Source organism: Kribbella sp. NPDC048915 (assembly GCF_040649595.1).
Taxonomy (GTDB): domain Bacteria; phylum Actinomycetota; class Actinomycetes; order Propionibacteriales; family Kribbellaceae; genus Kribbella.
Map to the genome: position 1 here is coordinate 12073 of NZ_JBEZFT010000040.1, position 23574 is coordinate 35646.

Sequence of the window (23574 nt, forward strand, 5' to 3'; positions counted from 1 at the left end):
AGTTGCTGTGCGTGTCAGTGTTGTTGCCTTAGGCAAGATCGGACTGCCGTTGGCGGTCCAGTTCGCGGCCAAGGGCCACCAGGTCGTCGGCGTCGACATCAACGAGAAGTTCGTCGAGCTGGTGAACGCCGGCCAGGAGCCGTTCCCGGGTGAGGCCCACCTGCAGGAGCTGCTGTCCGAGACCGTGGCCGACGGCCGCCTGCGGGCGACCACGGACTACGCGGACGCGATCCCGAACAGCGACGCCGTGGTCGTGGTCGTGCCGCTGTTCGTGGACGAGCAAACCGGTCAGCCCGAGTTCGGCTGGATGGAGAACGCCACCCGTTCGCTGGCCCAGCACCTGACCCCGGGCACGCTGGTCAGCTACGAGACCACGCTCCCGGTCGGCACCACCCGGAACCGGTGGAAGCCGATGATCGAGGAGATCTCCGGCCTGACCGAGGGCACCGACTTCCACCTGGTGTTCTCGCCGGAGCGGGTGCTCACCGGCCGCGTCTTCGCGGACCTGCGCAAGTACCCGAAGCTGGTCGGCGGCCTGTCCGAGGAGGGGGCGAAGCGCGCCACCGCGTTCTACGAGGCCGTGCTGGACTTCGACGAGCGGCCGGACCTGGAGCGCGCGAACGGCGTCTGGGACCTCGGCTCGGCCGAGGCGGCCGAGCTGGCGAAGCTGGCCGAGACCACCTACCGCGACGTGAACATCGGCCTGGCGAACCAGTTCGCCCGGTTCGCCGGCCAGAACGGCATCGACGTGCACGCGGTCATCGAGGCGTCGAACTCGCAGCCGTACAGCCACATCCACCGGCCGGGTATCGCGGTCGGCGGGCACTGCATCCCGGTGTACCCGCGGCTGTACCTGTACACCGACCCTGACGCGACCGTCGTCCGGGCCGCCCGCGAGGCGAACGCCGGCATGCCCGACTACACGATCGGCCTGCTCGAGGGCGCCTTCGGCGACCTCAACGGCGCCAAGGTCGTGGTGCTCGGCGCGTCGTACCGTGGTGGTGTCAAGGAAACGGCGTTCTCCGGGGTCTTCCCGGCCGTGGAGGCGCTGAAGGCGCGCGGCGCCGACGTGTCCGTGCACGACCCGATGTACACCGACGAGGAGCTCCAGGGCCTCGGCTTCACGCCGTACGCGCTGGGCACGCCGGTGGACGCCGCGGTCCTGCAGGCGGACCACGCGGAGTACGCGCAGCTGAGCCCGGCCGACCTGCCGGGTGTGAAAGTGCTTGTCGACGGACGTGACCGCACCGACCCGGCCAAGTGGGCCGGCGTGCGGCGAATTGTGATCGGAAGGTCGAACAGCCAGTGACTGAAGCCCCCCTGCGGGTCGTGATGCTCGTCGCCAACGACGTCACCAACGACAGCCGGGTGCGCAAGGAGGCCGCCGCGCTGGCCGAGACTGGAGCAGAGGTGACGGTGCTCGGGGTCGCGGGCGGCGGCCAGCCGCCGCGCGAGATGCTCGACGGCGCACTGATCGTCCGGGTGCCGGTGCCGTACGCGTTGCGCGACGAGCGGAAACGCCGCCGGACGGCGCGCCGGGACTGGCGGCCGCCGCTGGTCGGCTACCGGCACCGGTCCACCTACGTGGCGCGCAGCCAGCGGATCTCTGCCGAACTCAAGGAGCTGAAGGCGGACTCCGGGCACGCGATTGCCCGTGCCAAGGCGGGCCAGGCGAACCCGCTCGCATTCAAGGCCGGTGTCGCGGCCCGGCTGGTGCGCCGCGCGCGCTGGACGGCCGCACAGAAGGTCACCTGGGTCCGCAAGGGTGTCGGCAACAAGGCCGACATCCCGTTCAAGTTCGGCTGGCGGGCGTACGACGGCGTACTGCACCGGCTGCCCTGGCCGGCGCCGTGGCGCAAGCTGCACCCGGAGGCGCTGGACCTCGAGGTCGCGTTCGGCGACCTCATCGACCGCCTCGAGCCGGATGTCGTGCACGCGCACGACATGCACGTGATCGGTGTCGCGACCCGCGCCGCCGGCCGGGCGAAGCTGCGCGGCCGGACGCTGAAGGTGGTCTACGACGCGCACGAGTACGTCGCCGGACTGTCGCAGTACGGCGCCCGCACGCGACGCTCGATCGCCGCCTGGGCGAACCACGAGCGCGAGTATCTCGGTGACGTCGACCGAGTGGTGACCGTCAGCCCGGCGATCGCGACCCGGTTGCGGACCGAGCACAAGCTGGCGCACGAACCCGTCGTCGTGATGAACACGCCGAACCCGGCTGACGTGTCGGTCGAGGTGTCCGACATCCGCAGCCGGATCGGCCTGAAGCCGGACGTGCCATTGCTGGTGTACAGCGGCGGCGTCACGCGGGCGCGCGGCATCGAGACCGCCGTGCAGGCCCTGGTGGATCTGCCGGACGCGCATCTGGCCGTCGTGTGTGTGCCTGGTGTCGCGACGGACGCCGTCCGTGCGCTGCAGGCGCTGGCACTGCAGTTGGAGGTGCAGGACCGGCTGCACTGCCTGGACCCGGTGAAGCCGGACGAGGTGGTCGCCTTCCTGCGCACCGCGGACGTCGGCCTGATCCCGATCCTGCGCTACCCGAGCCACGAGATGGCGCTGCCGAACAAGCTGTTCGAGTACGCGTTCGCCGGACTGCCGGTGGTGGTCAGCGACATGCCGAGCATGAAGGAGTTCGTCGACCGCACCCGGATCGGCGAGGTCTTCGCCGCGGGGAACCCGCACGAGCTGGCGTCGAAGGTACGGACCGTGCTCGGCGATCTGGACAGCTACCGCGAGCGGGTTGCGGATCCGGCGTACCAGCAGGAGGTGTCCTGGTCCGGCCAGGCGACCAAGCTGCGCGCGCTGTACGGCGAGCTGACCGGGAAGCAGCTGGAAGTGACCCGGCCAGGCGGCGGCAAGATTCGCAAGACGCAGAAGCACCTGCTGCTGGGTCCGGTCAACAGCGCCGGTCAGGCCTGGTTGTGGGCGACTGCACTGGAGCGGCAGGTGCCGGAGATCAAGGCCGAGTCGCTGACCACAGGCAGTGGCGCGTTCGACTTCCAGGTGCACCTGACCGGGACCTACAAGCAGTACCGCTCCGACCTGCGCTGGCAGCTGGAGCTGACGGCGTACGCGTTGCGTGAGGTCACCCACATTCTGTTCGAGGCCGGCCGGCCGATGTTCGGCCAGGCCCGCGGAGGGATGTGGACGACCGACGTCCCGATCCTGGACCAGGCCGGGATCAAGCACGGTCTGGTGTTCCACGGGTCCGACATCCGTGACCCCGCGATGCACCGCGCGAAGTACAAGTACTCGCCGTTCCGCAACCCGGACGACGAGCTGACGATGCGCCTGCAGGCGGCGAACAACGTGATGCGCCGCCACCTCGAGGGCTACGAGGGTCCGGTCTACGTCACCACGCCGGACCTGCTGGAGTTCGTCGACAACGGCATCTGGTTGCCGCTCACCGTCGACGTCGAGAAGTTCGTCTCGACACAGCCGGTGCTCGAGCGTGAGGTCCCGGTGGTGCTGCACGCGCCGTCGGCCTCGGCGCTGAAGGGTTCGGCGTACGTCGACCCGGTGCTGACCGAGCTGGATGCCAAGGGCCTGATCAAGTACAACCGGGTCCAGAACGTGGCGCACTCGGAGCTCACCGAGATGGTGAAGAGCGCGGACATCGTGGTCGACCAGCTGCTGCTCGGCTCGTACGGCGTGTTCGCGTGCGAGGCGATGGCGGCCGGGCGGGTCACCGTCGGGCACATCGCGGACCCGGTCCGGGACCTGCTGCCGACCGAGCTGCCGATCGCCGAGGCGACGCCGGACGACCTGGCCGACGTGATCGAGCGGCTGGTCGCCGAGCGCGACACGGCCCGCAAGATCGCCGACGCGGGACCGGCGTACGTGCGCGACCTGCACGACGGACGAAAGTCGGTCGAGGCGCTGCTGCCGTTCGTGACCGACGAGCTGCCGGCTGCCGAGGGCGAGAACGAGTAAGTGCGGATTCTGATGATCGCGCAGTCCCCGATCGCCGGGGACTCGCGGATCCTGCGGGAGGCGACGGCGCTCGCCACGGCCGGTCATACGCTGCACGTGATCGGTCGGGACGTCCCCGAGGGCTTCGAGATCGGCCCTGGGATCACGGTGGAGTCGGTCTCCCGCTCGTCCGGCTTGCGGACCGGCAACGGCGGGCTGACGGTCGGGCACGGACACTCCGGGCCCAAGGTGCTGGTCAAGCGATTCGGACGGTGGCTGTTGCTGCCGGAGCACCGCAACCGCACCGAGCGGCAGTGGCGGATTGCTGCCGCTGATCGCGTGGCCGCGGCCGGACCGGTCGACGTCGTCCACGCGCACGACTTCAACACGCTCGAACTGGCCGCGGAGTACGCCGCCAAATGGTCGGCGACGCTGATCTACGACAGCCACGAGCTGTGGTTCGACCGGGCGCTGCCGGGGCGGCCGACGCCGCTGTGGCGGGCACGCGGCCGGCGGTACGAGGTGGCGCTGGCCGCGAAAGCGCGGGTCGTTTTCACGGTGTCGGACGGCATCGCCGCACGGTTGCGTTCGCGCGGGTTGTCCGATGTTCGCGTCGTACGGAACACGTTCCCGCGCGCTGACGACGTACCACCCGCACCAGAACGACCCGAGGGGCTGCTGTACGCCGGACGCGTCGGGGCCGGGCGGGATCTGCCGACCGTGGTTGCGGCCGCCCGTCGGCTGGCGCCGTTCCGGACGGTCCTGATGGGATCGGTGGATCCCAACTATCGCTTGGATCTGGGGCCGGTGGAGACCGTCGCGGAGCGGTCCATCGACGAGGTCGACGACACGCTGCGCTCGTACGGCATCTCGCTGGTCACGCTGACGAACACCTGCGAGAACCATCGGCTCGCGCTGCCGAACAAGCTGTTCCACGCGGTGCGCGCCGGGGTCCCGGTCGTCGCCGCGGATCTTCCCGAGCTGCGCGCGGTCGTCACGCAGTACAAGCTCGGTGCGCTCTACGAGCCGGGAAACGCGGAGTCGCTCGCGACCGCGGTGCGGACGGTGATCGACAACTACCCGACGTACACCGACGGAGTCCGTTCGGCCGCGGCCGAGCTCAACTGGGAAACCGACTCCGCAACGTTGGTTGCCGCGTACAACGAGCTGTGAGTGCCCGCCCCGGCTCGGGTGCGCCGGGACGGGCTTCGGTCATCAGCGGGATGCTTCGACCATCTGCTCCATCAGCTTGACCGGATCGTGCTCGGGCTCCGGCTGGGCCAGGCGGGTCGCCGGGACACGTTCCTGCGGAGCCGGGGCCGTCTGCAGCGCGGCGGTGTAACCCGTCAGCGGCAGCGTGAGCGACGACCGCGTCGGGTCGAGCGTGATCGTCGCGCCGGTGAACGGTACGGACGGGTTGTCGGGCTCGACGGTCAGGACGAGGCCGAGACGGTGACCGGCCGCGAACACGACGTCGTCGGCGTTCAGCTCGAACGAGAGGTCGTACCAACGATCCGACCGCAGGGATTCCTTGCTGTACAGGGATTTGTAGTGACCGACGTCTGCGAGCGTGCGGACCACGACCGCCGAGTCGGAGACCGCGGTGTTGACCTGCGTGTCCGGGTAGCAGCCGGTGTCGGCCGTGTTGCCGTCACCCCAGCAGACGCTGGTGTTCGGTACGTTCGTCACGTTGCGGTAGCGGGTCGCCGTGCCGTAGTCGACCAGGCGCGCCTTGATGCCGGAGGCAACCTTGTTGACCTTGACCCGGACCGACACCTTGCCGGTGCCGCTGACCCGAACCGCCTTGGTCAGTTCGTCGCTCAGGAACACCGCTCGGTCCGGACGGGCCGTGGTCGGATCGAGGACGACGGTGTCCTCCGAGGGCTCGTCGGTGCCGGTGAAGCTGATCGGGTCACTCGACGGCGCCGCGATCGACAGGCCGCCGGCCTTCGCGCCGGCCTGCTTGCTGAGCTTCAGCGTCGTTTGGCGGGCACCCGCGGCGGGCCACTTGGTCTCGTCGACAAACGAACCGTCCTCACGCTGGACCGTGGCCTGCGGTGTGTTCATGACGCCGTTGTTCAGGCCCTGCAGCCAGTAGTCGAACCACGGGTGCAGCTTGTCGACCCACTCGTCCCGGAAGCTGAACCCGTCCAGGTGCACGCCCTGGTGCAGGAAGATCTTCCGCGGCACGTTCCGCTTCGCGAGCTCGTCCCACCATTCGCCGAAGTGGCGGGTCTTCACGTTCTCGTCGTCCAGCCCGTGCACGACGTACACGCTGGCGCGGATCTTCGAGGCGTCCAGCCGGTAGTTCCGCGGGTCCCACCAGTGGCTGTACGAGCCGGTGCGGGTGTCGGAGTCCTGCTCGATCTCGTTGGTCATCTCGACGCAGCGCGGGGACGCGTCGTTCGAGACGTAGTCGTGCAGGAAGCCCATGTACTCGTCGTAGAACGGGACACCGAAGCCGCGCGTGTAGTCGTACCAGCTGGAGATCGCGGCGATCGGGACGATCGTCTCCAGACCGCGGACACCGGTGCTCGCGACCGAATTCGCGATGGTGCCGTTCCAGGACACGCCGATCATGCCGGCCTTGCCGGTCGACCAGTCCGCCTTGGCCGGGCTGCCGTCGGGGTTGTGGCCGGTGGTGCGGTTGTTCAGCCAGTCGATGACCGCCTTGGTGCCGAGTACCTCGAGGTCGGCGCCGACGTCACTGCAGCTCGTCGACCGGAACGTACCGGGCATGTCGACGAACGCGACGGCGTACCCGCGCGGCACGAAGTAGTTGTCCAGCCAGCTCCCGTACACCTGGCGGACCCCGGCGCTGTCGAAGTAGCTCGACGGGTCGCCCGCGTAGTACGGCGACGCCTGGATGATCACCGGTACGTCGATCCCGGCCTCGGCCGCCTCGCCCGGCCGGATGATGTCGACGGTGATCTGATCGGTGATCCCGTTCGCGTCACCGTCGAGCTTGGGTACGTCGACCTGGACGCGCTCGTGGATCGAATTGTCGTAGTCGTAGGCGGGCACGGTTTGGGTGCCCTGCACAAAGGGTTTGGGCGGTGCGGCGGTCGGGCCTGCCACCGCGGTGAGCGAGGCTGCCGGCGCCACGACGGCCGCCAGCAGCAGCGCCATGCCGGCACGTAACCGAGTTCTGCGCATTCGTGAATTCCCCCTATGGGCGGTAGGTGAGGCTCTATTCTGTGCACAGAACTCACTCGCCCGCTCACCTTTCGTGAACGACACGGGTAATACTTCGCCTCCGCGGACCAGGCGGGCAGCCTCTACTCGGCCGGCCTGACGCGAGCTGCCTTACGCCGCCGAACGGCAACGACGACCGGGCCTACGAGAACGGTGGTTCAGCCGCGGCCAGTGCGCGGCTCCCGAGCCAGGCTCGGGTGGCCTCGTCGGCGGGGGTGTAGGTGAGCACGAACTGGCCGTCGTCGGCCGGGAGCTCGAGGGGCTCCAGAGCGAAGGTGAGGCGGCCGGCTCGAGGGTGGTTGAGGGTCTTGGCACAGGCTGAGCGGTTCTGAACGTCCTGGGAGGTCCAGAACCGCGCGAAGTCCGCGCTGGCCGCGCGGAGTTCGTCGACGAGCGCGGCCAGCTCGGCGTCATCGGCGTACTCGGCCGACACCCCGCCTGAGCTGCGCGACGGCACCCTCGGCCACGATGTCCCAGCCGACGTAGTAGTCACGCGCCGAAGGGTCCAGGAAGTACAGCCGCGCCATGTTCCGCGGCGCGCCGCCGTCGAAGTCCGCGATCACCTCGGTCGCGGCGGCGTTCCAGGCCAGCACGTTGCTCAGCCGGTCGAGGACGATCGCCGGGAGCTCGTGCATCGCGTCGATCATCGCCTTCAGCTGCGGCCGCACCTGGGCTGCTGCGGGTACGGCGGGTGGCGCTGTGCAGGCCAATCGACGCAGGTGCTCGCGCTCGGCCTGATCCAGCCGGAGCGCGTCAGCGACGGCACTCAGGACCGCAGTCGACGGGTTGGCGGCGCGGCCCTGCTCCAGGCGGATGTAGTAGTCCACGCTGACGTTCGCCAGCAGCGCGACCTCCTCGCGGCGCAGGCCGGCGACGCGCCGGTCCCGCCCGGGCCGCAGCCCGACGTCCTCGGGCCGCACCTGAGCTCTGCGCGTCTGCAGAAACTCTCCCAGTTGCGGTCGCACCCTTCCAGTATCCTCACGGCGTCCAACCATTGGGTGGTACTGGCAGACCTACGGTCGAAGCGACTCTTCTGCGGCCCGTCGCTGCGGGCGACGGTGAAGGCATGAGTACTTCACGCATCGCACTGGTCACCGGCGCCGCCAGCGGAATCGGCGCCGCCATCGCCACCCGTCTCGCGGCCGACGGAGCCGCCGTCGCACTGCTCGCCCGGCGCCGCGACCGCCTCGAGAAGGTCGCCGGCCAGATCGCCGAGGCCGGCGGTACGGCGCTCGTCGTACCCGCCGATGTCACGTCGGAGGAGTCCGTCGTTGAGGCGGCGGCCCTCGTCCAGGATCGGCTGGGCGACCTCGATCTGCTGGTGAACAACGCCGGTGTCATGCAGTTGGTCCCGTTCGCGGACGGGCCGGCCGACGCGTGGCGCCGTACGGTCGACGTCAACCTGAACGGCGTCGTCAACGTCACGCACGCATTCCTGCCGGCGCTGCGTCGCTCGGCCTCGACCCGTACCACCGACCTGATCAACGTGTCGTCGCTGGCCGGTCAGCGCATCAACGCCGCGATGTCGGCGTACGGCGCCTCAAAGGCGGCGGTCAGCCACCTGACCCGCACGCTGCGCGCCGAGTTGTCCGCCGAAGGGATCCGGGTCACCGACGTACAGCCCGGGCTGATCGACGGCACCGAACTCGCCGCCGACCTGCCGGCCGAGGTGCAGACCATGGTGGACGGGCTGCGGACCGATTTGCCCGCAGTTCCGGTGCGCGAAGTCGCGGAGCTGATCGCGTACGTCGTCACGCGGCCGCGCTGGGTGAACCTTCCATCGCTGGTGATTCAACCGACGAAGGAGGCCTGAGCCTGGTCAGACCACCAGGTGCAGTTTGACCGGCGCGACGCCGACCTCGAGGCGTTGTCCCCAGGTGACGGTGAGGGTGTCGGACTCCATGCCGTCGCCGAAGACGACCAGGTCGGACTCGGCGGTCACGGTCAGCGTGTCGGGCGCCTTGAGCAGGCCCTCGGTGCTGGTGGTGCCGGTGGCGGGTGACGGCCAGGCCTCCCGGACGAACCAGCAGAGGATCGGATCGGATGGTGTTGGCAACGCCAACGGACTACGCCGTTCCTGCCAGGCCGAGCGGCACCATCCGGTTGCGCCGGTGCCCGTCCCGACGAGGATGCCGGACGACGACTGCCGCTCCGCGTCCGCATCGGGGGTGGCCAGCCGGTAGCGCGCGGATTGGTGCGTCTGGTGGCCGACGTACACCTCGTTGAGAGCGACGAGTTGCTGGCCGTCGTCGGTGGTGGCGGCGACCATCGTCCGTTCGGTGATGGTACGTGCGGTCAGCAGGCCGGTGAACGCGGCCGGTTCGTGCGGCACGAGGACGCCGGGGTTGCGGGCCGGCTCGGGGTTGATGCCGATGACCGGCTGGCCGTCGAGGTACTTCGCGACGTTCGCGACCAGACCGTCCTGGCCGACCGCGATCACCACATCCTCCGGGCCGAAGACGAACCGGTCCAGGTCGTTGCGCTCGGCAACCGTTCGGCGCCAGTCCAGCGGGATCGCCGCCGAGACCGTCGCCAGCGCGTCCTGCTGAGCCTGGTGCCGGGCGTCGAGCTCGGCCAGGTCCCGGCCGCGGCCGGCCAGAAAGAACCCGGCCTGTTGCCGGGTGCCGTGCCGGCCGATCAGTTCGGTCAACTCGGTCGCGCGGTGCACAATGACCGCGCGCGGCGGGAGGCTCATACTCGGCCTCCCGCGGTCGCGCGCCGGCTCACGACTGCTGCCCGGCCGTCAGCTTGGTGAGCAGCGGAGTCAGCAGGTCGGGCGTCAGGTTGAGCGTGCCGATCTCCGGCAGCGCGCCCTGCTTGATCGCGAGCGCCAGGATGGTCGCCTGGTCGAGCTCGGCGTACGCGTCCAGCAGCGCCTTCTCGGCCGCGGCCTCAGCGGCACCGATGACCCGCTTGGCGTCGGCCTCCGCCTCGGCCAGTGCACGCTTCCGGCCGGCGGCGGCCTGGGTCTCGATCTGTCCGGCGGCCGCGGCCTCGGTGGCCCGCATGCGTTCGTTCTGACCGCGCTGGTTGACCAGTTGCTCCTCGCGGCGGGCGAGTTCGATCTGGTTCTGCAGTTCGTTCTCCGCGATCGAGCGTTCCCGTTCGACGGCGAGCGCGCGTCGTTCGTACGTCGCCTTGTCGGCGGCCTGCTGCACCATCTCACGGGTCGGCGTCTGCAGCGCCTTCTCCACGTCCCGCTCCGCCCGGACGGCGACCACGCGAACGTCCTCGACGCCGATGCCGAGGCCGGTCAGTCGCTCGTCCTCGCGCAACCCGGTGCCGACCGCCTGGCGGAGCGCTGTCATGCCTTCGGAGAGCGCCTCGGTGAGCGTCATCCGGGCGAGCAGGCCGAGCGCGGTCTGCTGCGCCAGTTCGGTCAGGAGACCGCCGAGTTGCTCGAGCGGCGTCGAACGCCACAGCCCGGTGTCCGGGTCGATGCCGAAGTCCAGGCGGCTCGCGGCCAGCGTGGGGTCGGTCACGCGGTACGTGACGGTCGCCTGCACCGCCACATCCTGGAAGTCCTGCGTGCGGCCGTGGAACAGCAGCGGCTGCTCACGGTCGTCGATCGGGACCTCGCTGAGCGAGGAGTTCAGCGCCCGGAACCAGAACGCCTGACCGGCGCCGTCGTGCGCGACCTTGCCGTTGCGCAGGTGGCGCACGTGCGTCGTCGGGTTGGCGCGTAGGTGGCTGAGGATGCCGAACCGGGTGATGTCTGCCATCTTCTCTCCTTTGTCGTCATCTTGACGATAAGTGTTGAAATCGCTTTTCGTCAAGGTGACGATTAAGATGCTGGGCATGGACTTCGAGCCGGTCGGTCTGGCCACCGATCTCGTCATCCTGACGGTCCGCGAGGGGCGCCTTCAGGTACTGCTGATCCGCCGCGGCATCCCGCCGTACCAGGGCCGCTGGGCGCTGCCCGGTGGATTCGTCCGGCCGGACGAGAGCCTGGAGGCGACCGCCTTGCGTGAGCTCGCCGAGGAGACCGGCCTGTCCGCCGAGCGCATCCACCTCGAGCAGGTGGCGACGTACGGCGCTCCCGATCGCGATCCGCGGGGCCGGGTGGTGACCGTGGCGTACCTGGCCCTGGTACCGGACCTGCCCGCACCAGTGGCCGGATCGGACGCGGCGTCCGCGAGCTGGGTCGACGTGGGCGACGTACTGGCGGATGCGGGACGGTTGGCGTTCGACCATCACCGGATCCTTGGCGATGCGGTGGAGCGGGCGCGGGCGAAGCTCGAGTACTCACCGCTCGCGACGGCGTTCTGCCCACCCGAATTCACGATCTCCGAACTACGCGGCGTCTACGAGGCCGTCTGGGGCACACCCTTGGACCCCCGCAACTTCCACCGCAAAGTCACCAAGACCCCCGACTTCGTCACCCCCGTAGGCACCACCACAACCCGAGACGGCGGCCGCCCCGCCCAACTCTTCCGCCGAGGCACCGCCACCACCCTCCACCCACCCATGACCCGCACCTAACCCGGCACCTAACGTTGGCACCTGACCCGGCACCTGGCTCGGCACCTGAGCCGGCACCTGACGCTGGCACCTGGCTCGGCACCTGACGCTGGGCTACCCCAGAGCCCCACAAGCTGGGGGCTTGGTCACCTTCGCGGGGGTGGAGACAGGAAATATCAGGTGCCCAGGCCCCGGTTCCTGTTCAAGCCCACGGTTTGTGGCGCAGCGCGCCGACGGGTGCCGGGCTGGGCTGGGCCGGGCTGGGCCGGGCTGGGCCGGCCGGGGCTGGGCCGGGCCGGGTTCGGGGCCGCAGGTTGTCACAGGTGCCGGGGGTTGGGGCAGCTTGCCGGGGGTGGAGACAGGAAATATCAGGTCCTCGGGCACCGGTTCTTGTTCAAGCCCACGGTTTGTGGCGCCGTGCGCCGACGGCGCCGGGCTGGGCTGGGCTGGGCCGGGTTCGGGGCCGCAGGTTGTCACAGGTGTCGGGGGTTGGGTCACCTTGCTGGGGGTGAAGACACGAAATATCAGGTCCCCAGGCCCCGGTTCTTGTTCAAGCCCACGGTTTGTGGCCAGTGCGCCGACGGGCGCCGGCCTCCCGGGCTGGGGTGAGCCGAACGGAGGGCAGGGATTGGCGGTGATGGTTGAGCGTCCGGATTGCCCGGACTGACGTCGAGCGGACCCCAGGACAGCAGGAGTTGGGGGTTGGGTCACCTTCGCGGGGGTGAGGACAGGAAGTATCGGGTCCCCGGGCACCGGTTCTTGTTCAAGCCCGCGGTTTGTGGCGCCGTGCGCCGACGGGCGCCGGCCTCCCGGGGCTGCGCCGGGCCGGGGTCGGGGCCGCAGGTGTCGGGGGTTGGGTCACCTTCGTGGGGGTGGAGACAGGAAATATCGGGTCCCCAAGCGGTTCCTGTTCACGCCCACGGCTCTTGGCGGTTCGTCGGGCGCGGGTTGGCTGCAGGCTGGCGTCAGCCGAAGGTTCGGGTGTGGAGGGCCAGGGTTTCGGCGGTGATGAGGTTGGTGTGGGTGCCGGGCGAGCCGCAGGACCAGGCGGCGGCGATGGTGCCGGCGGTGGCGGCGTCGTGCCAGGAGGCGCCGTCGAGGTAGCGGGTGAGGAAGGCGGCCACGTACGCATCGCCGGCGCCGTTGGTGTCGACGACCGGGCGGTCCGGGAACGTGATCGCGGGGATGTGGTGGGCCGGCTCGCCGCGCACGTGGAGGTAGCTGCCGAAGGCGCCCGCCATCGCGACCACGACGTCGGCGCGGCCGTTGGCGAGGATCCACTCGACGCCGTCGGGTGGCAGTGCGCTGGTGGAGACGAACACGATGTCGGACGCGGTCGCGAAGTCCTTGTGGTAGTCGTTACGGCCGTCCCAGTCGTGCAGGTCGGTGGAGATCGACCGGTCCGCCGCGATCGCGTCGCCGAGAGCGTCGCGGGCGAAGTCCATGATCGACACGTGGACGTGCTCCGCCTGGCGGATCGCGGGACGCCACAGCTCCGGATCGACGCGCAGGCCTTGTGGATGGCGACCGTCGTACATCGACATCCGGCGGCCGTCCGGCGCGACCAGGTTGACCGATCGGCGCGTTCCGCTCGGGTGCAGTACGACGCGCAGCGGGATGCCGAGCTCGGCGTACTCACGGCGGATCCGCATCCCCTCGGGATCGTCGCCGATCACGTCCACCACACCGGTCTGCAACCCGAGCAGGTGGCAGCCCAGCGCCACGCCGTGCCCCGTGTGCGCCAGGTACGTCTCGATCGGTTCGACCGGAATCGTCTCGACGTCGTCCAAAGGCAGGCTCGGCACCCGCACGATCGTGTCGATGCCCACCCCGCCGATCACCAGCACATCCAACTCCACCTGTCCCGTAATACCCGACTTTCGTCGGGGATCACAGGTGTCTTTCGCAAGCTGTGCGCCGACCTTGATCCCGCTCACTCAACCCGCATGGGCGACCACTCGCAGTAGACAGCCCACCCCGAGTATTCCGATCCGAGGCCGAGCGGCCGCGCCTGAGCGGCCCATTCCCGGGCGCGGACGCGGCTGGTGCTCGGTGGTTATTGCTTGATCGGGGCGCCGGTCTTTTCCTGGAGTTCGTCGAACGTGACGCCGTCGGCGAGCTCGACCAGGTGCAGGCCGTCGGCGGTGACGTCCAGTACGGCGAGGTCGGTGATGATCCGGTTGACCACGCCGCGGCCGGTGTAGGGCAGCGTGCACTCCTCGAGGATCTTGTGCGAGCCGTCCTTGGCGACGTGCTCCATCAGCACGATCACCTTCTTGGCGCCGTGCACGAGGTCCATCGCGCCGCCCATGCCCTTGACCATCTTGCCGGGGATCATCCAGTTCGCCAGGTCGCCCTTGGACGAGACCTGCATGGCGCCAAGGATGGCCGCGTCGATCGCGCCGCCGCGGATCATCCCGAACGACAGCGACGAGTCGAAGAACGACGCGCCGGGCATCGTCGTGACGGTCTCCTTGCCGGCGTTGATCAGGTCCGGGTCCTCCTCGCCCTCGATCGGGTACGGCCCGACGCCGAGGATGCCGTTCTCGGACTGCAGCACGACCGTGACGCCGTCCGGGATGTAGTTCGGCACCATGGTCGGCAAGCCGATGCCGAGGTTGACGTAGGAGCCGTCCTCGAGCTCGGCGGCGGCCCGGGCGGCCATCTGCTCACGGGTGAGTGGCATCTCAGGCCTCCAGCTTCTCGCGCTGAGCCTCGAAGGACTCCCGCGGTTGAACCGTGCGCTTCTCGATCCGCTTCTCGATGTCCTTGCCGACCGCAACGATGCGCTGGACGTAGACGCCGGGCAGATGGATCGCGTCCGGGTCCAGCTCACCAGGCTGGACCAGCTCCTCCACCTGCGCGATCGTCACCCGGCCGGCCATCGCCGCCAGCGGGTTGAAGTTCCGCGCGCTGCGGTCGAAGATCAGGTTTCCGTGGGTGTCGCCCTTGAGTGCGTGCACCAGCCCGAAGTCGGTGGTGATCGACTCCTCGAGGACGACCATCGTCCCGTTGATCTCCCGGGTCTCCTTCGGCGCGGACGCCTTCGCGACCGATCCGTCCGGGTTGTACTTCTGCGGCAGACCGCCCTCGGCGACCTGCGTGCCGACACCGGCCGGCGTGAAGAAGGCGGGGATCCCGCAGCCGCCGGCCCGGAGCTTCTCGGCCAGCGTGCCCTGCGGCATCAGCTCGACCTCCAGCTCACCGGAGAGGAACTGTCGGGCGAACTCCTTGTTCTCTCCGACGTACGACGAGGTCATCTTGGCGATCCGCTTGTCCGCGAGCAGGATGCCGAGACCCCACTCGTCGACGCCGCAGTTGTTCGACACGACGCTGAGCCCGGAGACCCCTTTGTCGTGCAGAGCACTGATCAGCTGCATCGGATTGCCGCACAACCCGAAACCGCCGACGGCGAGACTCGCGCCGTCCCCGATGTCCGCCACGGCTTCCTGCGGCGACCCGTACGTCTTGTCCATGCGCTGCTCCGTTGCAGTGGCCGGTGTACTGCCGATTCGATCCCGACTCTAGCCAGCGCGGAAGACCGCCGCGATGTGGCTGACCCCACAATCGGGGTGTGGTTTACCGCAGTAGCGGCTACGCCGACGCCTCGCAGGCGTTCAGCACCGCCAGCTCGTGCATCGCCTCGTAGTGAGCGTCGTCCAGCTCCGGAAGGTCCAGTACGGCGGACAGATGGGCCCGCGCGGCCGGAAGATTGCCCGCCCCACGCGCGGTCCGGGCCAGACCGATCAGCGCGGCCGCCACGGTTTCCGGCAGGTCGGCGTGCTCACCGATCGACAGCGCCCGCTCGTAGTCGGCGTGCGCGTCCGCCAGCTTCCCGGAGCGCTCGTACAGCGTGGCGCGCTCACACAGCAGCAGACCGGTGTGATCGCCGAGGCAGAGTTCCTCGGCCAGCCGGATCGCCGCGGTGGTGACGTCCAGCGGCTCGTCCAGCACCTGCCGGAGCGCGTTCAGGGCGAGGAACATGCCCCACCGGTCCTCCAGCATCTTGAACCGGCCCAGCGCCGTACGCAGTGCCTGTACGGCGTCGTCCGGCGGGGAACTGGTGAGACCCGGGTACCCGCGGCACAGCTCGACCGCGGCGCGTGTCCACGCGTCGCCGCTCTCGTTCCGCCGCAGCACGTCCTCGACGACATCGGCCGCCTCGAACGGCCCGAACACGATCGACCAGAGCAGCACGGTCACGGAGTACCGGAACGGGCCGGTCGTGGTCAGCACGATCTGCTGCGCCAGCTCGACCTGCTCCTGCTCGGCCGACCCCGCGCCGTGGATGACCGCGAGCAGGTACTCCTCGTCCAGCCCGACCGGAACGGTCCGCCCGAGCATGCCGAGCACCCGCTCCGCCGCGGCGGCCGCTTCGTCCTGCAGACCGTTGGACCACCAGTACGCGGAGTACCGCGCCACGAGTCGCAGCGCGGTGCGGAGGTCGCTCTCGCAGGCACGTTCGATCGCGCTGACGACCTGGTCGCCGTCGAGATCGCCGTTGCCCCCCAAGTTCACGTACCTCATTGTTGCTCGGCCGTGTTAACGCCACGTCACAGGGGTCACAGACTTGCGAAACGTCCCCACGCGGTTCAGAACCGCAGCACACCCCAGGTCGCCGGCCGGTGCATGTCCTCGACGCCCTGCGGCGACCAGACCCAGAACTCCAGCGGCTCGCCCTTCACGTAGGCGCCGTCCACCACCGAGTGCGGGTACTCGCAGCGCATCAGGTTCATTCGCCACTCGTCGCCCGGGGCCGGCGGGGTGGTGCGGCCCGCGTTGTACGGCCCGAGGTCGGCCCACGGTACGGCGAGCTCGACCGACCAGCCGTTGTCGGTGTCGGAGGGGTCGTTCAGCGTCCCGTCGACATGCACCGCGGTGCGCAGACCGAGCAGGTTCGTCGGGTCGATCGGTACGCCGCCGTCGACGTACGGCTTCGGCAGCGTCAGCTCCCAGATCGTCCCGAGCGGGTTGATCTCGAACTCGTAGTAGTTCAGCCCGTCCGCGTCCGGATCCAGGAACAGCTCGAAGTTGTTCTCGTGGAACAGCTTGCTGTTGTGTTCGGTCATCGTCGACCAGACGTGCGGCTCCTCGAGCTGCCCGCCGACGTACAGGTACTCGTCGTCGTACATCAGCTTCGCCCGGGTCCGGAAGCGCGGCGTGGGGCCGTCGTGGATCGGGACGAAGTCGGCGGTCCAGGGTGCGGTCTCCCAGGCCGGATCGGTCAGGGTGCCGTCGAGATTCGGCGCGGTGGCGGTCCGGGGGCACTCGTAGACGGGCAGGTCAGGCATCGGCACGCTCCAGCAGTCGGGCGACGAGATTGGCGAGCAGGAAGGTGACAGCGGTCAGCGCCGGCACCACGGCGATGATCCAGGGCGAGTCCAGCTGACCGGTCAGGAAGCCGATCACCACGGCGACCATGAAAGCGATGCCCAGGAACGGGATGAGCTTCGGATGCGGCATCGCGAGCCGGCTGAGCGCGAGGCCGCCGAGCACGACCGCGACCACCACGATCAGCACCAGCAGCGGCAGACCGAACGCACCGCAGTTCGTGGTGTCGCGGAACCGCTCGCAGCCGCGCTCGCTCAGCCACACCAGCGCGATCGTCGCGAACCCGCACAGCAGGCCGACGACCGCCAGGATCAGCGCCGGCGGTAACGGCGGGGCGTCGGACCGCTCCCGCTCGGCCGCCTCGGCCGCCTCCGCTTCGTCGGCGGCCTCCAGCACGGCCTCCAGATCCGCAGGCATCCGGTCGCTGTCGTCCTCCTGGGTCATTGCGGCAGGCTATCGGGCTCCCAGGCTGTGCGCGACGGCATCGCGGACCTCGGCGTCGGTCGGCACGGCGCGGCCCTGTTCGGCGGCGAGATCCGCGAGCGAGGTCATCGTGACGTCGTGCAGACCGCAGCTCGTGAACGTGTGAAACACGCTCAGGTCGGGGTCGACGTTGATCGAGAACCCGTGGCTGGTCACACCGCGCCTGATCCGCATGCCGATCGAGCACAGCTTCCGGCCGTCCTCGGTCCACACCCCGACCAAGCTGCTCGCGCCCGGCGGCGTGTCCCGGCGGACCAGCGGGAACCCGAGCGAGCCGAGCGCGTCGATCAGGCCGTTCTCCAGCCAGCGCACGATGTCCACCGGCCCGCGCTGGTGCAGATCGATGACCAGGTACCCGACCAGCTGCCCCGGCCCGTGGTACGTCGCGAACCCGCCGCGATCGACCTGCACCGTCGGAATCGCCGCGGCCTCCGCCGGCAGGTCGTCGAGCACCGTCCGCGGTCCGTACGTGATCACCGGCGGATGACTCAGCAGGAACAGCCGATCCTCGGCCTTCCCCTCCACCCGCTCCCTCGACCCAGCCCCGCATCTCCTTCGCGGCGACGTCGTACTCCACCTCGCCGAGATCAACCCGCTGCATGCCTTCAGGTTAGGCGCACGGTCCAGCGGGTCAGGCGTACGGTGCGCGGCGCAGGACGTCGTACAGCACGCGGCGGTCGACGAGGCTGCCTTCGGACTCGAGCCAGGTGAGCAGGTCGCGGGCGGCGGACTGCGCGGAGATGCAGGTGACGGGGGTGTTGGACGCGGAGCCTGCGGTGATGCGGCCGGCGGTTGTCGGGTGGATGAGCAGGAAGCCGCGGACCTCGGCGCTGCGCAGCCGGCGGTGCCAGGCCTCGACCGTACTCGCCAGCGCCGACGACGGGCTGTCGATCGGCTGGCCCTCGAGGACGAGCGACCCGTAGGCGTCCAGCGAGTACGTGCCGGGCGGCCCCACCAGCGAGACGATCAGCGCGACGCGGCGGCCGTTGATCAGCATGTGGTCGACGGCGATGCCCTGGAGTTGCGCGCTGTGCACGAGTTTGGCGGCCGGGAGAGCGTTCAGCACCGGGTCGAGGAGGCTCGCCGTACGCCGCTGCAGCAGGACGTCGTACGGCGTCAGCGGTACGGCGAGTGCGTCGTTGACGAGGGGTTCACCGGGACGTCCCCACAGATTGAACTCGTACGTCGCCTGCCGGTCGATCGCCTGATCCAGCACGTGCGCCTTCGACCAGCGCCCGGTGAGAATCCGCACCACCACGAGGCCGATGACGAGGAGCAGGCTGAGCGTGCGCTGGCGGGTGGTCAGGTCCGGGGGTGAGGCCAGGGCGACGCCGAGATAGAGCGCGGCCGTCATCAGCCCGAGCGCCTTCAGCACGCCGCGGCCCGGCACCCGCCGGCTCCAGTGCGGTGGCATCGCGACGAGCAGCATCCCAGCGATGCCGATGCCGAGGAAACCGTCCCAGGCGCTGTCGAAGCCGTCGCTCACGTAGAGGCCGACGAGGAGGGCCGTCCACCCAGCCAGTGCGATCAGCGCGAAGAGGCGCAGGCGGCCGAACGGCGGGGTGGCGTGGATCGGGGCTGCGTCGACAGCGGGCAGCGGGTCCGGCGTGGGCTCGTAGCCGGGCTCGTACGGCTGGTGCTGGTACGGCTGCTCGTACTGGGGCTCGTAGCGGGGTTGGCGCCGCGGCTCTTCGTAGTACGGCTGCTCTGTGTACGGCTGGCGTGTGAAGGGCTGCTGGGTGAAGGGCTGCTGGGTGGCCCAGGGCTGGTCGGTCGACCAGGTGAACGGGTCCGCGGGCTCCGGCTCCGGACGGTGCGGTGGTGTGGTGGTGCGGGGCTCGCCGGGCGGTGCTTCCGCGCGGGCCAGTTGGCGGTCGTACGCGGCGCGCTTCGCCGGGTCGGACAGCGTGGTCCAGGCCTCTTGGACGACGTGGAACAGCGCCGCGTTGCCGCCCTGGTCCGGGTGTACCTGCCGAACGAGTTTGCGGTACGCGGTCTTGATCTCCGCGGTGCTGGCCGTGCGCTCGACGTTCAGCACTTCGTAGTGATCGGCCCCGCTCACCGCACCTCCCGACACACGCCAACGCGACTGAGGGCCAGTCACCGCAGTGACTGACCCTCAGTGGTGGTCGGGCTGACAGGATTTGAACCTGCGACCTCTTCGTCCCGAACGAAGCGCGCTACCAAGCTGCGCCACAGCCCGAATTCGCGAGTAGCTTACATTGCCTCAGCGTCCGAACGAAATCGGGTTGTTTCGGGGCACCAGGGTGAGCAGCGTCGCCTCCGGCCGGCAGGCGAATCTGACCGGCGCGTACGGCGACGTACCGAGGCCGGCGGACACGTGCAGCGCCGCCTGGCGACCGTCGTACCCCCAGGTCGACAGGCCCTTCACGCGGGACGTGTCGAGGTCGCAATTGGTCACTAGGGCGCCGTACAACGGGACGGCCAGCTGGCCGCCGTGCGTGTGGCCGGCGAGGATCAGCGGGTAGCCGTCGCCGACGAAACCGTTCAGCACCCGCTGGTACGGCGCGTGCGTGACGCCGATCGACAGGTCCGCCGACGGGTCGACCTCGCCCGCGACCTCGTCGTACCGGTCGCGCTTGATGTGCGGGTCGTCGGTGCCGGCGAAGTCCAGGCGCAGCCCGTTCACCTTCAGGGTGGCCTTGGCGTTGTTCAGGTCGGTCCAGCCCGCGGAGGTGAACGCGCGGCGCATCTCCTCGTACGGCAGGTCCGGGCCGTGCGGCTTGTGCCGCTGCTTGTGCGCGGGCAGCAGGTACTTGCCCGGGTTCTTGAAATGCGGCTTCCAGTAGTCGTTGGAGCCGAACACGAACACCCCGGGCAGGTCGAGCAGGTCGCCGTACGCGCGCAGCAGCGGGCGGACCGAGTGCTCGCTGGCGATGTTGTCGCCGGTGTTGACGATCAGGTCCGGCTCGAGCGCGGCCAGGTCGTTGACCCAGCGGATCTTCTTGTCCTGCGCGGGCATCAGGTGCAGGTCGGACAGGTGCAGCACCCGCAGCGGCGCCGTCCCCTCGGGCAGCACCGGCACGGTCACCTTGCGCAGGGTGAACCAGCGCACCTCGACACCGGCCGCGTACGCCACGCAGGCAGCGCCCACGGCACCGGTCACCGCGGCGGTTTTCAGGGTCGTACTGGCGATCCCGCGCAAACTCATTGCACCAGCCTGCCACAATCTCTGGTATGTCCAACTCCGGAATGAAGCAGCGCCTGCACGACGACATGACCGCCGCCCTCAAGGCGCGTGACGAGGTGCGCAAGTCGACCCTGCGGATGGCGCTCACCGCGATCACCAAGGCGGAGGTGGCCGGCAAGGAGGCGCGCGAGCTCACCGACAGCGAGATCGTCGACGTGCTCAGCTCCGAGGCGAAGAAGCGCCGCGAGTCCGTGGTCGCCTACCGCGACGCCGGCCGCGCGGAGCTCGCCGACAAGGAACAGGCCGAGGCGGACATCCTGGCCGAGTACCTGCCGGAGCAGCTCAGCGAGGACGAGATCAAGGCCCTGGTCACCGAAACCATCGCCGCCACCGGCGCCGCCGAGCTCGGCCCGCGCGGCATCGGCAAGGTGATGGGCGCCCTCCAGCCCAAGGTCAAGGGCCGCGCCGACGGCGCCGTCGTCTCCGCCGAGGTGAAGCGCCAACTCGGCGCCTGAGCCACGTCGGCGGCGCGCTGACGCCTTCGAACGACCAAGAGGCCTCGTCCGTGGTGGACGAGGCCTCTTGTGGTTCTGCTGTTATCTCCCGCGGCCGCCGCAGTTGGGGTACTTCGGGTTCCAGGGCGGGCAGTTCGGGTTGATGGTGATCGTCGGGGGTTTCGGGGTGTTGGTCGTCCCCGGCTTGTTCGGTTTGGTCGGCTTGTCGGACTGCTTCTTGCTGCCGTTGGAGATGTAGATCGTCACCAGCGACCCGGCCGGCGCGCCGTCGCGCTGCCGCGGGTCGGTGTAAGCCACCGTGCCGGCGGTCTCCTCGGAGTTCACCGTTCCCGAAGCGATCGTGACCTCGAAGCCCGCCTGCCGGAGTCGGTTGGCGGCGTCCTCCGGGCTCATACCGTTGACGAACGGCAGGTCCTTCACGTCGCCGCGCTGCGTCTTGTCCGACGGCGGCACGAACTTCGTCGTCGGGTACTTCGACAACGCCGCCTTCATCGCCGCCTCCCAGATCGGGCCCGCGGTACCCGACCCGGAGGCGTCGTGGATCGGCTTGCCGTTCAGCGTCTGCCCCTGCAGATCCTTGTACGGCGGCGTCGCGTCGGCGACCGTGGCGGCCGCAGCGAGCTTGCTCGAGTACCCGGCGTACCAGACGGCCCTGGCCTCGTTGATGGTTCCGGTCTTACCGGCCAGGTCGCTCTTGCCGAACTTGAGCTTGCTGCCGGTGCCGCCCTGCTCCATGACCTGGTGCAACACCGCGTTGACGCCGTCCGCGACCTCCGGCTCCAGCGCCTGCTTGCACTGAGCGCCGGGGATCTTCAGCGCCTTGCCGTTCGCGTCCTTGACCGAGGTGATCAGCCACGGCTGGCAGTACATGCCGCGCGCGGCGAAGGCGGCGTACGCGTTCGCCAGCTGCAGTGGGGAGATGTTGTCGATGCCCAGCGTCATCGAGGGGACCTGCTGCAGCGGCTCACCGGTCTGGGCCTGGTACAGCCCCAGAGAGCTGGCGATCTTGAAGATCGGGCACAGCCCGGTCCGCTGCGAGAGTTGCAGGAAGTAGGTGTTCGTCGACTTCTGCGCCGCCTCGATCATGGTCGGGATCGGGACGTTCGTCGTCGAGTTCTTCGGGTCGTACTTACCGAGGATCTTGTACGGGCCGCTGCACGTGCTGAACGTCTGGCCCTTCAGGTGGATCGGGCTCGGCGACGGGATCTTGTAGTTGAGCGGGATCCCCTTCTGGATCGCCGCGGCGATCGTGAACGCCTTCATCGTCGAACCGTTCTGCCAACCGCCGAAGCCACCCGGGTAGCTCTTCGGCACGTTGTAGTTGTACGACGTCTGACCGCGCTTGTTGCCGTAGGCCCGGCTCTGGGCCATTGCCTTCACCAGGCCGGTGCCGGGCTCGACGATCGTGATCGCGGCGACGGCCTGGTCGGTCGGCCGGGAGTGGGTGTCGATGGAGCGCTGGGCGTCGGCCTGGATCTTCGGGTCGAGGGACGTGCGGATCGTCAGGCCGGCGGTCTTGACGTAGTTCAGCCGCTCCGCCTTGGTCTTGCCGAAGGCCGGGTTCTCCTCGAGCAGCGACATCACGTACTCGCAGTAGAACGGGTAGGCCCCGTTGCCGCAGCCGAGTTTGTTCGGGCGGACCTTGTTCGGGTCGATCACCGGGGTGCGCAGCGCCGCGTTGGCCTGGGCGACCGAGATGACCTTGAGCTCCAGCATCCGGCGGATGACCACGTCGCGGCGGTCCTTGGCGCGCTTGGCGTTGTTGGTCGGGTCGTAGCCGGTCGGGTTCTTCACCAGGCCGGCCAGCATCGCGGCCTGCGGGAGTGTCAGCTGCGACGCGTTCACCGAGAAGTAGTGCTGCGCGGCGGCCTGGATGCCCCAGGCCCCGTCGCCGAAGTTCGCCAGGTTGAGGTACTTCTCGAGGATCTCGTTCTTCGAGAACTGCTTCTCGACCGCGACCGCGTAGCGCAGCTCGGCGACCTTGCGCTGATAGGTGTCGGCGGTCGCCGCGGCGACCTCCTCCGGCGTTTTCGCCTTCTCCACCAGGCTGATCTTCACGAACTGCTGGGTGATGCTCGAACCGCCCTGCTGCACGGTGCCCGCGGTTTTGTTCTGCAGCAGCGCGCGTAGGGTGCCCTTCGCGTCCAGGGCACCGTGCTCGTAGAAGCGGTCGTCCTCGATCGCGACGATCGCCTTCTGCATGATCGGGGCGACCTGGCTGAGCTTCACCGGGACCCGGTTCTGCTCGGCGATGGTCGCGATCAGGGATCCGTCGGCCGCCAGAATCGTGCTCTTCTGCTTCAGCGGCACCTCGTCGAACTGCTGCGGCAAACCTTGCAGTGTGTCGGAAGTCTTCTCCGTGGTGAAGCCGGCCAGACCGGCGAACGGGATGGCGAGACCGGCGGCCAAGGCCCCCGACAAGACGCTCACTCCGAGGAACAGAACCACAGATTGGACGACTCCCCGGTCGCCCTTCTCCCTGACGCGCATGGTTGTAAAGACTACGGGATGGCCTGATTGGGT

Annotated in this window: 21 protein-coding genes and 1 tRNA gene; 6 read left to right on the forward strand and 16 right to left on the reverse strand. The window is 69.2% G+C overall.

Going from position 1 to position 23574, the window contains the following annotated elements; translation table 11 throughout:
- The first annotated feature begins 7 nt into the window (after nucleotides 1–7).
- The 3 genes from AB0B82_RS20770 to AB0B82_RS20780 are packed head-to-tail and all read left to right on the forward strand — an operon-like array spanning nucleotide 8 to nucleotide 5088.
- The gene (locus tag AB0B82_RS20770) at nucleotides 8–1309 is read left to right on the forward strand and encodes a nucleotide sugar dehydrogenase (RefSeq protein WP_360170678.1); all 1302 of its coding nucleotides are present in this window, start codon (nucleotides 8–10) and stop codon (nucleotides 1307–1309) included.
- Nucleotides 1306–3936, forward strand: coding sequence for a glycosyltransferase (locus AB0B82_RS20775; RefSeq protein ID WP_360170681.1), 2631 nt, complete (start codon nucleotides 1306–1308; stop codon nucleotides 3934–3936). Before AB0B82_RS20770 ends, AB0B82_RS20775 begins: the two co-directional genes overlap by 4 nt.
- A complete protein-coding gene (locus AB0B82_RS20780) occupies nucleotides 3937–5088 on the forward strand; it encodes a glycosyltransferase (protein WP_360170684.1) in 1152 nt (383 codons plus the stop codon). It begins immediately after the preceding gene.
- 42 nt (nucleotides 5089–5130) lie between these two features.
- Here AB0B82_RS20780 and AB0B82_RS20785 read toward each other — a convergent pair whose 3' ends face one another.
- The 3 genes from AB0B82_RS20785 to AB0B82_RS20795 form a co-directional block, all read right to left on the reverse strand.
- The gene (locus AB0B82_RS20785; RefSeq protein WP_360170687.1) at nucleotides 5131–7044 is read right to left on the reverse strand and encodes a CocE/NonD family hydrolase; all 1914 of its coding nucleotides are present in this window, start codon (nucleotides 7042–7044) and stop codon (nucleotides 5131–5133) included.
- A 208-nt stretch (nucleotides 7045–7252) separates the two neighbouring features.
- Nucleotides 7253–7543: a hypothetical protein gene (locus tag AB0B82_RS20790; RefSeq protein WP_360170690.1), complete on the reverse strand. Its 291-nt coding sequence runs from the start codon at nucleotides 7541–7543 to the stop codon at nucleotides 7253–7255.
- The gene (locus AB0B82_RS20795; RefSeq protein ID WP_360170693.1) at nucleotides 7521–8075 is read right to left on the reverse strand and encodes a helix-turn-helix transcriptional regulator; all 555 of its coding nucleotides are present in this window, start codon (nucleotides 8073–8075) and stop codon (nucleotides 7521–7523) included. Before AB0B82_RS20795 ends, AB0B82_RS20790 begins: the two co-directional genes overlap by 23 nt.
- A gap of 101 nt (nucleotides 8076–8176) precedes the next feature.
- On the opposite strand from AB0B82_RS20795, the gene AB0B82_RS20800 reads away from it, so the two are divergent.
- The gene (locus AB0B82_RS20800) at nucleotides 8177–8923 is read left to right on the forward strand and encodes an SDR family oxidoreductase (protein ID WP_360170696.1); all 747 of its coding nucleotides are present in this window, start codon (nucleotides 8177–8179) and stop codon (nucleotides 8921–8923) included.
- Nucleotides 8924–8929: 6 nt separating this feature from the next.
- On the opposite strand, the gene AB0B82_RS20805 is transcribed toward AB0B82_RS20800, so the two are convergent.
- Entirely contained in the window at nucleotides 8930–9805 is an 876-nt protein-coding gene (locus tag AB0B82_RS20805; RefSeq protein WP_360170699.1) for a hypothetical protein, read from the reverse strand.
- Nucleotides 9806–9833: 28 nt separating this feature from the next.
- A complete protein-coding gene (locus AB0B82_RS20810) occupies nucleotides 9834–10832 on the reverse strand; it encodes an SPFH domain-containing protein (protein WP_360170702.1) in 999 nt (332 codons plus the stop codon).
- Nucleotides 10833–10908: 76 nt separating this feature from the next.
- Between AB0B82_RS20810 and AB0B82_RS20815 the strand changes: the two genes are divergently transcribed.
- Nucleotides 10909–11592: an NUDIX domain-containing protein gene (locus AB0B82_RS20815; RefSeq protein ID WP_360170705.1), complete on the forward strand. Its 684-nt coding sequence runs from the start codon at nucleotides 10909–10911 to the stop codon at nucleotides 11590–11592.
- Nucleotides 11593–12536: 944 nt separating this feature from the next.
- Here the strand turns inward: AB0B82_RS20815 and AB0B82_RS20820 are convergent.
- The 10 genes from AB0B82_RS20820 to AB0B82_RS20865 form a co-directional block, all read right to left on the reverse strand.
- Nucleotides 12537–13430 carry a carbohydrate kinase family protein gene (locus AB0B82_RS20820; RefSeq protein WP_360170708.1) on the reverse strand — a complete coding sequence of 298 codons (894 nt, stop codon included), beginning with the start codon at nucleotides 13428–13430 and terminating at the stop codon, nucleotides 12537–12539.
- Nucleotides 13431–13627: 197 nt separating this feature from the next.
- The gene (locus AB0B82_RS20825; protein ID WP_360170711.1) at nucleotides 13628–14257 is read right to left on the reverse strand and encodes a CoA transferase subunit B; all 630 of its coding nucleotides are present in this window, start codon (nucleotides 14255–14257) and stop codon (nucleotides 13628–13630) included.
- Between the two features lies 1 nt (nucleotide 14258).
- Complete coding sequence (locus tag AB0B82_RS20830; protein WP_360170714.1) at nucleotides 14259–15047, reverse strand: CoA transferase subunit A; 789 nt, start codon at nucleotides 15045–15047, stop codon at nucleotides 14259–14261.
- Nucleotides 15048–15165: 118 nt separating this feature from the next.
- Nucleotides 15166–16089, reverse strand: coding sequence for a tetratricopeptide repeat protein (locus AB0B82_RS20835; protein ID WP_360170717.1), 924 nt, complete (start codon nucleotides 16087–16089; stop codon nucleotides 15166–15168).
- A gap of 74 nt (nucleotides 16090–16163) precedes the next feature.
- Nucleotides 16164–16862 (reverse strand): carbohydrate-binding family 9-like protein, encoded by a 699-nt coding sequence (locus AB0B82_RS20840; RefSeq protein WP_360170720.1) that lies wholly within the window; start codon nucleotides 16860–16862, stop codon nucleotides 16164–16166.
- A complete protein-coding gene (locus AB0B82_RS20845) occupies nucleotides 16855–17346 on the reverse strand; it encodes a hypothetical protein (protein WP_360170723.1) in 492 nt (163 codons plus the stop codon). The genes AB0B82_RS20840 and AB0B82_RS20845 overlap by 8 nt, the downstream gene beginning before the upstream one ends.
- Before the next feature lie 9 nt (nucleotides 17347–17355).
- Entirely contained in the window at nucleotides 17356–17910 is a 555-nt protein-coding gene (gene lipB, locus AB0B82_RS20850) for a lipoyl(octanoyl) transferase LipB (protein WP_360170726.1), read from the reverse strand.
- A gap of 106 nt (nucleotides 17911–18016) precedes the next feature.
- Nucleotides 18017–19447: a DnaJ domain-containing protein gene (locus tag AB0B82_RS20855; RefSeq protein ID WP_360170729.1), complete on the reverse strand. Its 1431-nt coding sequence runs from the start codon at nucleotides 19445–19447 to the stop codon at nucleotides 18017–18019.
- A 64-nt stretch (nucleotides 19448–19511) separates the two neighbouring features.
- Nucleotides 19512–19588 (reverse strand) — tRNA-Pro (locus tag AB0B82_RS20860).
- 24 nt (nucleotides 19589–19612) lie between these two features.
- Nucleotides 19613–20557 (reverse strand): metallophosphoesterase, encoded by a 945-nt coding sequence (locus AB0B82_RS20865; protein WP_360170732.1) that lies wholly within the window; start codon nucleotides 20555–20557, stop codon nucleotides 19613–19615.
- A 26-nt stretch (nucleotides 20558–20583) separates the two neighbouring features.
- On the opposite strand from AB0B82_RS20865, the gene AB0B82_RS20870 reads away from it, so the two are divergent.
- Nucleotides 20584–21051 carry a GatB/YqeY domain-containing protein gene (locus AB0B82_RS20870; protein WP_360170734.1) on the forward strand — a complete coding sequence of 156 codons (468 nt, stop codon included), beginning with the start codon at nucleotides 20584–20586 and terminating at the stop codon, nucleotides 21049–21051.
- An 81-nt stretch (nucleotides 21052–21132) separates the two neighbouring features.
- Here AB0B82_RS20870 and AB0B82_RS20875 read toward each other — a convergent pair whose 3' ends face one another.
- Nucleotides 21133–23541, reverse strand: a complete 2409-nt coding sequence (locus AB0B82_RS20875) for a transglycosylase domain-containing protein (protein ID WP_360170737.1) — start codon at nucleotides 23539–23541, stop codon at nucleotides 21133–21135.
- Nucleotides 23542–23574: the final 33 nt, after the last annotated feature.